The organism is Frankia sp. CgJB1 (genome assembly GCF_977947065.1).
The window spans coordinates 1-11,040 of the sequence record NZ_CDWTNB010000134.1; the positions used below are offsets into that span (position 1 = coordinate 1).

At 70.7% G+C, this 11,040-nt stretch carries 11 protein-coding genes and 1 pseudogene; 5 read left to right on the top strand and 7 right to left on the bottom strand.

The features are described 5' to 3' along the window. A pseudogene (locus tag AC08OT_RS14825) lies at positions 1 to 353 on the top strand (phage shock envelope stress response protein PspM); the annotation flags it as partial. 267 nt (positions 354 to 620) lie between these two features. On the opposite strand, the gene fxlM reads toward AC08OT_RS14825, so the two are convergent. From fxlM to AC08OT_RS14850, 5 genes are all read right to left on the bottom strand, one after another. Further along, entirely contained in the window at positions 621 to 1,835 is a 1,215-nt protein-coding gene (gene fxlM, locus AC08OT_RS14830; protein WP_476602930.1) for a methyltransferase, FxLD system, read from the bottom strand. Next, a complete protein-coding gene (locus tag AC08OT_RS14835; protein ID WP_476594496.1) occupies positions 1,832 to 3,091 on the bottom strand; it encodes a lanthionine synthetase C family protein in 1,260 nt (419 codons plus the stop codon). Before AC08OT_RS14835 ends, fxlM begins: the two co-directional genes overlap by 4 nt. Next, positions 3,088 to 3,663: a thiopeptide-type bacteriocin biosynthesis protein gene (locus tag AC08OT_RS14840; RefSeq protein ID WP_476594495.1), complete on the bottom strand. Its 576-nt coding sequence runs from the start codon at positions 3,661 to 3,663 to the stop codon at positions 3,088 to 3,090. Before AC08OT_RS14840 ends, AC08OT_RS14835 begins: the two co-directional genes overlap by 4 nt. Continuing rightward, positions 3,630 to 6,137: a lantibiotic dehydratase family protein gene (locus tag AC08OT_RS14845; protein ID WP_476597061.1), complete on the bottom strand. Its 2,508-nt coding sequence runs from the start codon at positions 6,135 to 6,137 to the stop codon at positions 3,630 to 3,632. The genes AC08OT_RS14840 and AC08OT_RS14845 overlap by 34 nt, the downstream gene beginning before the upstream one ends. Positions 6,138 to 6,236: 99 nt before the next feature. Then, positions 6,237 to 7,088 (bottom strand): FxLD family lanthipeptide, encoded by an 852-nt coding sequence (locus AC08OT_RS14850; protein WP_476602931.1) that lies wholly within the window; start codon positions 7,086 to 7,088, stop codon positions 6,237 to 6,239. 412 nt (positions 7,089 to 7,500) lie between these two features. Here AC08OT_RS14850 and AC08OT_RS14855 point away from each other — a divergent pair, with 412 nt between their 5' ends. Beyond that, entirely contained in the window at positions 7,501 to 7,776 is a 276-nt protein-coding gene (locus tag AC08OT_RS14855; protein ID WP_476593906.1) for a helix-turn-helix domain-containing protein, read from the top strand. Positions 7,777 to 7,984: 208 nt separating this feature from the next. On the opposite strand, the gene AC08OT_RS14860 is transcribed toward AC08OT_RS14855, so the two are convergent. Then, positions 7,985 to 8,359 (bottom strand): hypothetical protein, encoded by a 375-nt coding sequence (locus tag AC08OT_RS14860; RefSeq protein ID WP_476593905.1) that lies wholly within the window; start codon positions 8,357 to 8,359, stop codon positions 7,985 to 7,987. A 352-nt stretch (positions 8,360 to 8,711) separates the two neighbouring features. Between AC08OT_RS14860 and AC08OT_RS14865 the strand changes: the two genes are divergently transcribed. The 3 genes from AC08OT_RS14865 (at position 8,712) to AC08OT_RS14875 (ending at position 10,600) form a co-directional block, all read left to right on the top strand. Then, a complete protein-coding gene (locus AC08OT_RS14865) occupies positions 8,712 to 9,032 on the top strand; it encodes a hypothetical protein (RefSeq protein ID WP_476595078.1) in 321 nt (106 codons plus the stop codon). A gap of 121 nt (positions 9,033 to 9,153) precedes the next feature. Then, the gene (locus AC08OT_RS14870; RefSeq protein WP_476593903.1) at positions 9,154 to 9,297 is read left to right on the top strand and encodes a hypothetical protein; all 144 of its coding nucleotides are present in this window, start codon (positions 9,154 to 9,156) and stop codon (positions 9,295 to 9,297) included. Positions 9,298 to 10,048: 751 nt separating this feature from the next. Then, positions 10,049 to 10,600 (top strand): RNA polymerase sigma factor, encoded by a 552-nt coding sequence (locus AC08OT_RS14875; RefSeq protein ID WP_476593902.1) that lies wholly within the window; start codon positions 10,049 to 10,051, stop codon positions 10,598 to 10,600. On the opposite strand, the gene AC08OT_RS14880 is transcribed toward AC08OT_RS14875, so the two are convergent. Next, a partial coding sequence (locus AC08OT_RS14880) for a hypothetical protein (protein ID WP_476602932.1) occupies positions 10,578 to 11,040 on the bottom strand: 463 nt, incomplete at its 5' end. The genes AC08OT_RS14875 and AC08OT_RS14880 overlap by 23 nt on opposite strands.

Consider the following 11,040-nt stretch of genomic DNA (forward strand, 5'->3'; position numbering starts at 1 on the left):
TCGCGATGGCCCGGACGCTTGCTCCCGGCGCCGCCCGCGGCCCGGTGCGGGCGGCCGTGGCCGGCGCCGCCGATCTGGTGGACGGGCTGCGGGTCACCGCCAGGCGGGTCGTCGCGTGTGAAAGGGCGGCCCGGGCGGTGACGCATCCCGCTCGACGAGCCGAGATCCTGGCGACGAGGAAGGACCTGGTGGCCGGAATGTCGGCGTCGGTGGCCACTCTGGACGACCTGCTGGCAGCGGCCAGCGAGGTCGTGGGCACGGTGGTCGCGTCCTCGCCGGACCTGGCCCGACTGACCCAGCAGATCGAGGCTCTGCGCAGTTATGCAGCCGCTCTGCGTGAACTTTCCGGTTGATCGCGGATGTCGACGGTGATCCCGGGTGTCGGTTGCCAGCGAAGATTTCAGTAAGGACCTGCGCTGAGCTGGACAGGGGAATCTGGTGATGAAGGTGTCCAGACAGCGGCCGCTGAGGTGTTGACAGTGCGGACCGCCGTATTCGGCGCGGGCTCCGGTGCAGTCGTAGCTGGTGCGGGGTTTAGACGAATCCGCGATTCAGGAGGCTGCTCAGCCAGACGTGGTCACCACGTTCTCGATGCTGGGGGCCGTCGGCGCGGTGACCGGTCAGGGCGTGGCGACCATGCGGACGTGGCGCTTGTCGATAACCACGCCGGTGGGCAGGGTCTCGTCGGCCGTTCCGGCAGAGTAGGCGGTGATGACGGGCTGGGCGGTGCGGTCGCGGTCGAAGCGGCGAATCTGCTCGACCAGCCGCTCGGCGAGCTGGGCGGCGGCGGGGCCGTGGCCGGTGGCGCCGAGTTCGTAGCGGCGTTCGCCGTTCGGGCCGGGATGGTCGACGGGGCGGGGCTTGATGAGGTATGCTAGGGAGTCGCCCTCGACGATCGCGGGGGTGCGGTAGGTGAACGCGGGGCGGCAGCCCCCGGACTCGATGGCCTCGTCTTCGGCGGCGATGCGGCAGGTGCCGGGTGAGGTGGCGGTCAGCCACAGCCAGATGTGGTCGAACGGCTCGTTGGCGACGACGGAGGCGCCGGACCACACGGTGGTCTCGAGTCCAGTGAACACCTCGTGCAGGGCGGCCGGGGCGATGTTCTGGTCGGCATCCCAGTACAGGTCCACGTTGTCAGTGATCGTGCCGGTCTGCTCGCCGGTCGACACGATACCGATCATGGGAATGAACCCGCAGAGCTGGCTGCTTTCCGCCCGGAGATGGGTGTCCTGACGGGCGAAGGCGACACTGCGGGCCTGGCCCCGCCAGTGCAGCGGGACCACGAGCGTACCGCCGGGGGCGAGCTGGTCGAACCAGGCCGGGGGCAGGTCCCACGGCCCGACCGTAACGATGATCTTGTCGTAGGGGGCGTGGTCCGCGTCGCCGATGGCGCCGTCGCCGGTGACCACCCGCACTCGGTCGTAGCTGGTCTCGGCCAGGGCGCGGCGGGCGTGGTCGGTGACGTCGGGGTGGATGTCGATGGTGGTGACACTGCCGCCGTCGCCGACGAGTTCGGCGAGCAGGGCGGCGTTGTATCCGGTCCCGGCCCCGATCTCCAGCACGCGGTCGCCGGGCTGCGGGTCGAGCTGGCCGAGCATCATCGCCACCACGGTCGGCACGGAGATGCAACTGGCGGGCCGGTCTGCGCCGGGCTTGATGGTGATCGCCTTGTTGGCGTACGCCTCCTCGACCGAGGCTGCGGGAACGAACCGGTGCCGGGGAACGGCCCGAAACGCCTGCTCGATGCGCTCGGAGCGCAGGTGACCAGCGGTGCGGATGTTGCTGATCATCTGCTCGCGCAGGTCCTCGGGGCGGGTGCTGGTGGCGTTGGTCATCCGGTTCCTTCCGTGTATGTACTTGCGGATACGGGCGAGTGCGTTGGTCCGGCCGTGGGCGGGACGGTGAGCAGGCAGACGTCCCATCCGGTGCCCGGCGGCAGATCGGTGAGCGCGATTCCGGCGTCGCCTTCCAGCATCCCCCTCACCTCCGATAGTTTTCGGGCCGCCTGGGTGCGGCGGTGACGCCAGCGGTGTTCCAACCGGGACAGGACCTCGGCGAATTCGCCGCCGGGTTCGGTGTCGGCGAGCATCCGGCGGGAGACGTGCACCAGCCCGGCCCAGCCGTGGCACAGCGAGTCGTCGCCGAGTTGGGCGAGTTGAGCCTCGTCGGTGAGACACGCGACGAGCGTGGCCCTGGCGTCGGCCACCCTGTTCGGGGTGTCCAGTGCCTGGGCGGTCAGGTGGCGGGCGCGGGCCAGGCCGGGGGCGCCGTAGCACCAGGACGGGCGTTGCGGACCCGGCTGGTCGGCGGCGGCGTTGACCCATTCGCGGGCGGAGATCATGCCGGGCCACCAGGGGATGATCACCGAGCCGCAGCGCCAGGAGTTGAGGAACCAGTCGGTGAGTTCGATCGCGTCGGCCTGTCCGGGCACGGTGATGCCGCCGATCATGGCGGAGGACAGCAGCGCCAGCGGTCCGGCGATGCCGTGCGCCATGCCGAGGTTGGCGTGGCCGCCGGGCCACCACAGGTCGGGCTGGTCGGACGGCCCATTCGCGGTCCACCAGCCGGGCAGTGTGGCCCCGTCGACGGTGGTCCGGCCGGTCAGCCGGACCAGGTAGGTCAGTACGTCGCGTAGCAGGTCGCCGCCGGGGTGGCGCGGGTCGGCGTGGACGGCTTGAAGCAGGCAGACGCCGAGTCCGGTCAGCCCGTTGATCAGGTCGAACTCCCGCAGCGCGGGCAGTTCGCCGCGGTCGATCCGCTCGTGCGCTGCCTCCAGGCGGGTGCAAGTGATCGCGGCGATGTGCTCGTCGAGGGTGTGCAGGACGCCGGTGTAGACGGGCTGGCCGGCGGTGCGCAGCACGAACGCGACCGCTGGGGCGCCCCGGTACAGGCCGGCGCCTGTGTCCGCGGCCACGGGTTCGGCGGTCATGGCCTTGACCCATTGGTGGGCGGTGGCCCAGCCTCCGATCCCGGCGCGGGCATAGGCGATGTGCAGCAGCGCCAGCCCGGCGGCCCCGTCTGCCAGGGATTGACCCCAGCCGGGTGCGGGATGCTGCTCGGGCGGTGGCGTGTACGGGTCGGTGTAGGTCACCGGGCACCACCGCTACGGCGGGCTCGCCAGGTGAGCGCGGCTTGCCGGGCCAGGCGGTGGCAGGTGCGTTCGCTGTCCCGGTTGATGCCGACGGCCCGGTTGTGGTGCATGCGCAGCAGCGACTCCAGCACCACGTCGGTGTTCGCCTCCGGTGGCAGCGCCTTGTGGTAGCTGGCCAGCGCGTCGGCGCGGTTGTCCCACGCCGGCCCGATGTCGACGGTCCAGCCGGACAGCGACCACAGCCCGGCCGGGTCGGTGGCGAGCCGGGTCGCTCGCTCGGCCACCGCCCGGTCGAGGGCCGCAGCGGCAGCCGGGGCCGGCCGGGCGGCCAGCCAGTCCATCGCCTCGTTGGGATCGCCGAAGAACCCGCTGACGATGCCTACCATGTTCGCCACCACCAGCCCGAGGTCGACCTCGGTGGTGGGCTGGTGCCGCAGCAGGGCGGCCATGGTGGCGGAGTCGGCGGCGAAGACGTTCTCCGCGGCGTCCAGTGCCTCGCCGTGCCCGTAGCGGCCGACTTCCGGGGAGTAGGTGTCGATCACCAGCCGCCCGGCCAGTCCTGCTTGGCGCACCCGCTGCTCCTACTCCCCGACTGCGTTCGAGTACTGTGCGTAACAGTCGGGGGTAGTGCGCAGCCGCAGGCGCAGGTGGTCTGTCTCCTGTCGGCTGCGGTATCGCAGCCACCAGCACGCGGGTGTGTCGAGCGTGGCCAGCAGGCCGGGAAGCGCCTCGGCGACGATCTCGCCGGTTCGGGATGGGTGAACAGCTTCGCCGAGAGCCAGGTGGCGTCCGGGGCGCCGGGCAGGTGCCCGTGCGTGTTCGTCACGGCGGGTAGGAGGCCGTGCAGCGGGCCGGGTGCAGCGGGGCAGGTGGTGACCAGGGGCAGCGCGATTTCGTGGGCGTGGTCGTCGATCCACCCGTAGTCGGCCGCCGGGGTGGCCGCGTACAGGATCGCCTGGCCGTGCCGTTTGAGGTGGGCGTGCAGGAGGGTGGCGTGGGCGGGCTCGTTGAGGGTGAGGCGCAGCGTGCGGTCCGCGTCGCGGAGCTCGACCACGTCAGGGCAGTCCCAGCGACGCCGCCACCGGTCGAGTACCTGCCTCCACTGGCCAGGACCGGCCTGGCCGGGTGGGAGATCGTCGGGGGCAAGCCGCCACTGGGCCGGGGACAGGACGGTGCGCCGGTAGCGCACCCGTGGCAGGAACGGCAGCCGGACGCGCGGTCCCCAATCGAACTGGTACCAGGCGGCGGAGAACGCCCGTGGCAGGTGCGCCAGGAACCGGGCCAGCGGCGGGGGCTGTTTGTCCAGTGCGAGCGCGTGGAACACCTGCGGCTCAACCACTTGACGACGCGAGATGCTGACCAGGTGCAGCCGGTCGCGGGTCGCGGTGATGGCCAGGTCGTCCATCGTGAGCAGGCTGTCGTCGCCGGGCTGGCGGTGTTCGCCCAGCGGGAGCACGTGGTCGAGGTAGGCCGGGACGCGGCAGACGTTCTCCGCGTGCGGGTACAGCGGCCCGAAGGACATCTGCACCCGCAGCGCCCCGGCGGTGGCGGCGGGCAATGCCCGGTACGCCCGCGCCAGGCCGGACCCGGTGGCCGTCGGGGTGAACCGGCTGGTGAGGGTGCCGGCGGAGCGGGCGGGCGCGACGGTGAGCAGGAAGTCGCCCCGATCCAGCGCTTGGGTGGTGGCGGCGTGGATGCGGGCGGACAACTCCACGTGCGGCGGGATGTACCGGTCGTCGAACGTTTCGCCGGTCAGCTCGCCGATCACGTCGTCGGTCAGGATGATCTCGCGGGTGCCGTCGGCCATCGCCTGCCAGGCCAGCACCAGCAGCCGCTCGTCGCGCTCGGAGATCCCCGGTGGCGGCGTGGGCAGCACGCTCCCGCGATACCCCACCGGATACCCCAGGCCGGCATCCGGGTCCAGCACCTCGGCCAGCGGCACCATCGTGCCCGTGCCGTACTTGTCGACGAAGGCAGAGTGGTAATCACGCCAGGTTGCTTCGCCGGTCGGCTGCCGCGTCACGCGCAGCAGCGCGCTGGCGACCCGCTCCATCTCCTGGGCGACCTGGTTGGGCAGCCGAACCGCGCAGTCGAGCAGCAGGTCCACCGCGAGCGGGGTGCGGCCCTCCGGCGAGAGTTGCCTCATCCGGCGGGTGACCGTCGCGCGGATACGGCTCTGCTCGGCCCGCGTGGTCACCTCGTGATTGTGGTGGCGCAACTCGGCCAGGATGGTGTCGAGGTCACCAACCAGGGGCGCGATGTCCGAGATGGAGACGGCGTCGGCGTCGCGCAGCCGGTCCATGAGGTAGGCGAACGGGTCGGTGACGGTGAACGGGGCACGCAGGCTAGTCAGCAGGTAGCCCTGCCAGACGAGTTCGGTGAGCATGCCCCGCAGGGTGGGTCGGGAGGCGGTGAAGTCCTCGGCCAGCATGTCGATCAGCGCCCCGAACCGGACCGGCGTTGCCGCTAGGTCGTGGACGGCCGCGACCGCGCGGGTGTAGCGGATGGTCACCCTGTTCGGCCCTTGCGGTACTTCGAGTCGCCCGCCGCGGCGGACAGCGAGGTCGGTGACCACCACATCGAGCTGTTCCAGCAGTTCGGGGCACCGTTCGACCCGAGCGATGATGTCGGCCAGCCACCCGGTGTTGACACGAGCCACGCCCCGATGCTCCTCGCCCCAGTCCGCCTGGGCCGTCCTTCCCAAGACCACCGGCGCCACACCGGCGAACAGACCGAACGGGGTGGGGCGGCCGATGCTGCGCAACAGGTACCGCGCGGTGGACAGGGTGGCGCTGCGGATTTGCTTGTCGCTCACGACATGCCCGGCGCGGACGGCGTCGACGCCTTCCCCCAGGGACGGGCTGGCCTGGCGCACGGCACCGGCGAGATCGGGCCGGGACCACATCTCCTCCAGCCAACGCCGGCATCCGCCGATGTCGGTCAGGTCGGGCCAGGAGTCCACGGTGTCGGTCAGCGGAGTTGCTGCGGCCCGCAGCAACGCGACGTCGACGTGTCGGTAGAGCGGCTTTCTGTCGCTGGCACGCATCGGGTCTTCCAAGGGCTGTCGAGATCGGGCGAGTGGGGCAGCGCCGGGGCCGGAGGACGTCGCCCCCGGCCCCGGTGCCGCGCATCCGGGCAGCGGATCTCACACGCCGCCGGTGACGCACGCGGACGCGCAGGTGAGGTCACAGCCGTCGTCGGTGTTGCCCTTGCAACCGGCCAGCGGATGGCCGGGCGGAACGTCGGTGATGATCTGCACGTCGAGGGCGAACGGGTCCTCGGTGGCTGGGGGCGGCGTGGTCGGGGTCTCGGTGGCGAGGGTTGCGGTCATGGTGAACCTTTCGTTGTTGACGGGTGGATATTCTTTAACCTGGCGGTGGAGGCATTGCGGGGCAAGGACTTCCAGGCCAGGAACCTGTTGCGTGCTCGTCCGGCGGGTCGGCTGACTGCGGCCGGCCGGGGAGCGGATGCTGGCGCGCAGCAGCGGGCTGTCCGTGCGCCGGTGTGCCCAGTCGCCGTTGGCGGTGCACACGTACAGCAGGCGTGTGTGCTGGTCCGAGCACGGCCAGACTCCGATGACCGAGGACAGTTCGCCGCGGCCAGGGAGCACCATGAGGTCGTTGAGGTGGATCTGGCCGGCGGGCAGCGGGGTTGTCTTCTCGGCCGGTGCCTCGGGCGCCGGGAGCGGCCTGCCGATGCTTTCCGGCCTGTGCGGCAGCGGGGGCGCTGGGGATGGCGGGAACGGCGGGTAAGAGGTGGCCATCGCCAGCACACAGCAGTCCGGGCACAGGTGCTCTGGCATCGGCGAGCGCCGCTCCCACACGTCGTCTACCGGCAGCCCGCACAACCCGGAGGCGGGCTGGGCGGGATGCACCACGTGGGCGCGGCCGGCACAGAAGGTGCCGCCGGGCCAGTTGGTGCCCCACCACCATCCCGCTACCGGTCCCGTGGGCCGCGCCGTCGTCCGTTCCTCCATCAGCGACCGCACCCCGATCACGCCCGCGGGCCACGAGCAAGCACCTCGCCGACCGCCGCCGGTGGGGAAGATCATCAGTGGGCGTCCGGCGGGCGGCACCGGGATGGAAACCCGGTGGCCCGACCCAGGTCGGGGCTCCGAGTCGGGCCACCGGGCGCTTGCGTCGGCCGCCGCCGTCCCCATCGTTGACGAGTCCGGCCCCACCCGCGCAGCGGCGCGGACCAGCGGGGATCGGCTTAGGTGGGGCCTGGTCGGTCATCGTCAGCGGCGTGGCCATGTCCATCACCATCCCGGTCCGTACCGGCCTTTCCGATCCCCAGCGGTGCTAGCCCCACTGGGGCTTGACATCGCGGGCTCGACACGACCGACTGGTAAGAGCTGGGGTTTACGCTGTGAACCTGCGCGAACACCGTTCGGGAGCGGAAGGCGAGCCATGACTGGTCCAGGACGACAACGCTGTCGGTTCTGCGGCACCGTGCTGGCCACCGCCACCGACCGGATGTGCGGCTCGTGCACCCGCGCCGCGGGGTTCCGCAAGCCGATCCCGGACGGGTTCTACGAGGACGCGGACCTGCGCGCCGCGCTGGCCCGCTACGATTTCGGCGCGGTGTTCGCCGCAGTCCGTCAGCACACCGGGCTGTCCCAGCTCCAGCTCGCTGACCTGCTGGATCTGTCCCAGTCCCGGGTTTCGGCTGTGGAGCGGGGGTGAGCGTCGGCTGACCCACGTCAAGCTGGCTGCCCGTCTGGCCACCCGCCTGCGCATCCCACCGCGATTGCTCGGCTTCCCGGCCGAGGACCCGGGTAGCGTGGTGGCACAGGAGGAGGTGAGCTGGTTGGAGCGCAGGGACTTCCTCACCCTGGTCACAGCCGCCACGTTGGGATCGAGCCTGCATCCCGAGCTGGCCCGGTTGGGCGCGCTACTGCCCGGTGAGGTCGAACCGGTGAGCAGGCCCCGCATCGGCGCCGCGGATGTCGACGCGATCGAGGCGATCACCGACGGATTCCGCCGCTCGGACTTCGCCCACGGCGGCGGGCTGTGCCGCGCTGCGGCCATCACGCAACTGCACCAGGTGCGCCGGCTGGAGGACGCCGTCTGCGCACCGGAGGTCCGAACTCGGCTGCTGGTCGCGGTCGCCGAGCTGGCCAGCATGGCCGGGTGGATGGCTTACGACGTCGAGGACCACGACGCCGCACGCCGTCTGTGGACCTACGCCTTGGACACCGCCCGCCGTGCCGACGACCACCCCCGCGCCCCGGACCTCGCCGTAGACGTGCTGCTGGACATGGCACACCAGGCCCTCACCTGCACGGCCTCGACCCGACCAAACACGCCGATCGCGCGGGTGAGGCGCTGCGCCTGGTCCAGCTTGCCTCGGCCACGGCCGCCAACCGCAGCCACCCGGTCAGCACGATCACTCAGGATTCGGAATGAAATAACTTGTTCACTTCGGGGTCCTCGCGAGCCCGTGACCTGCGAAGACGCATATTGGCTTGCATTAATTACTTCATTACGAATTCTCAGGGCTACATCTCCGCCGTGCTCGGGTGGTGCCGTGCCGCCCTCGGTGAGCCCGAACCCACCCGCCGCGCCATCGGGAACGCCCAGGACACCTACGCTGCCGCCGACCCGGCCACGACCCCGCCGTGGGCGTGGTTCGTCAACGAGGCGGAGATCACCCCCAGCAGGGGCACTCGCTGTACCTGCTGTCGCTGACCCGCCCGGAGTTCGCGCCCGAGGCCATCGAGAAGCTGACCACGGCGGCCACCGGCTACGGCGCGGAGTACGAACGCAGCCGCGCGGTGATCCTGCCCCCGCTGGCCTCGGTGCAGTTCCAGGCCGGTGATCTCGACGCCGCAGTGGCCACCGGCTACGCCGCGGTGGACGCGATCACGGGGCTGTCCTCCACCCGCGGCTACGCCCGGCTGCGTGTGCTGGACACCGTGGCCGCCCCGCACAACAGGTAGCCCGAGGTCGTCGACCTGCGCGAGCACATCCGCAGGGCGCTGGCTACCACGGCGGCGTAGCCGTCGATGGCCCTGCCCGCACGCCAGGACTCCGGACTGCCCGGCCTGCCGGTGCTGCGCGATGCCTGGCGGGTCTTCGGGGTCGACCCCCACTGGCGCGGAGCTGCTGCATCACCGCTCCAACGCGGTGTACCCGCTGCCCCGCGACCACCTCGTCGTCCGGCTGGCCCCGGACACACCAGTGCGCCGCCGCGCCCAGACCTGAATCGACCTCACCCGGTGGCTGGTCACCCAGCCCGAGCCGATCGCGCTACCACCGGCACCCGGCGAACAACCGGGCATCGCCACCGGGGCGGTCGCCACCTTCTGGACCCACCGGCCCACCACCCCGACACCCACGCAGTCGCACCTGAACGGCTCCCGCTCCGGGCCTGCACCGCGCCGTGCCGTCACCAAACCGGGTCAGCTACTAAAACCTTTGGCTTCCTATTGAAATCTATACCGAAAATAGGATGCCATACTAAAATCTTCGATGGCACCCGACAGCGGGGACGGGCTGTCGTACCTCGTGTCGTGTATCAGGTGTCGTGTACCAGACCGGGTAGCGCCATCGGGTAGGTCGTCGAGACGTTCCGCCCAGTTCCTTCGTGTACCCACAGTGACCGGCGGCGAGTGGCTCCATGAGGGCTTACGAAGCAGAACGTCATTCTCTCGCCCGTTTTGGCGGTGTACTGACCGGTTGATGGCGCCAATGCGGCTCGCGATAAGCTCGGATCACAGCCGGGCGATAACACGGTGCGTATCGATCGGGCGGGCACGCCGCCCACCGGGATATGCCGCTGCTGGCTCACGTGAGAGCGGATGGTAATGTCCGCCTTGTCCTAGTCCGCTGTTCTGGCAAGCAGCGGGTCCAACTGACCAAGGCACATCGCGATTCTCGGTGCTGGCGCGCTCCGGGAAGGTAGGCGATCGTGCTGGGGGGTGGCGCGGTCTGAGCATGACAGGTGGAGCAAGCCGTGACATGCCCTGCCGGGGACACGCCCTCGGTTGATTTTGTATCCGCTGCGCCCGTGGTCGAGCTGGACCGGCCATACAGCCAGCAGCGCTGGTCGCTGATGCTCCCGCATCGTGATCGGCTCATCCACATAGCCCGTAGGCGGTTGCCGAGCAAGGCCGACGCGGAGGACTGTGTACACGAGGCATTCATCCGCGCCGCCGGATTTCGGGATCTCGACGCGAGCCGGATCGGGCAGTTTCTGACGACGACGGTGCTACGTCTGTGTATTGATCATCATAGAGCTCGTCAGCGCGCGGAGCGGGCGGTCGTACGCGGCTATCTGCAGCCGTGGGAGCCGGCCCCGGACGACGCCGTCTGCGACCGTGCGGAAGCCTGCTGGCTGCTGGCCCGGGCCGGGGCACTGCAGGGCCGGGAGCGTGAGGTGATCATGGCTCGGGCGGCCGGGAAGAGTACCCGGGAGGCGGCCGTGGATCTGGAGATCAGTCTCAAGGCTGCCGAGGGAGCGTTCACCCGCGGACGTGCCCGTCTCATTTCCTTCTCTCGGAACTGATGCTCTCGGAACTGATGCTCCGCAGCCGCAGGCCCCGCGGGGTCGGGTGGAAACCGGCGCGCTCTAGGGCGGCACCCAGGGTGCTGCCGACGATCGTCTGGCCGTCCGCCTTCTCCACCGTGAGCCTGCCGAGCCGGCCGTCCCGCACGGCGCGGGCCAACGCCTCCACCGCCGGGGCCACCCGATGGTCGTTCTCGGTCCATGACAGCAGGGAACGGCCCCCGCGTTCCACGTAGAGGATGAGTTCCCCGTCGATGATGACGACCATCGCGCTCGCCTTGCGCCCCGGCCGGTGGCCGGCGGCGCCGTCCGCGTCATCCCCCGGTCGGGTCGGCCAGGGCAGCGCGGCACCGAACGGGTTGGCCGGATCGGCCGCGGCCAGGACGACGGCCTGCGCGGACGATGAGCTCGGTGGGCCGGCCGCCGGCTGCGCCCAGGCC

Bases quoted from the DNA above. Each gene is read 5' to 3' on its own strand.
- fxlM (WP_476602930.1), bottom strand. From the start codon at position 1,835: ATGACCAACGCCACCAGCACCCGCCCCGAGGACCTGCGCGAGCAGATG.
- AC08OT_RS14845 (WP_476597061.1), bottom strand. From the start codon at position 6,137: ATGCGTGCCAGCGACAGAAAGCCGCTCTACCGACACGTCGACGTCGCG.
- AC08OT_RS14855 (WP_476593906.1), top strand. From the start codon at position 7,501: ATGACTGGTCCAGGACGACAACGCTGTCGGTTCTGCGGCACCGTGCTG.
- AC08OT_RS14870 (WP_476593903.1), top strand. From the start codon at position 9,154: ATGCCTGGCGGGTCTTCGGGGTCGACCCCCACTGGCGCGGAGCTGCTG.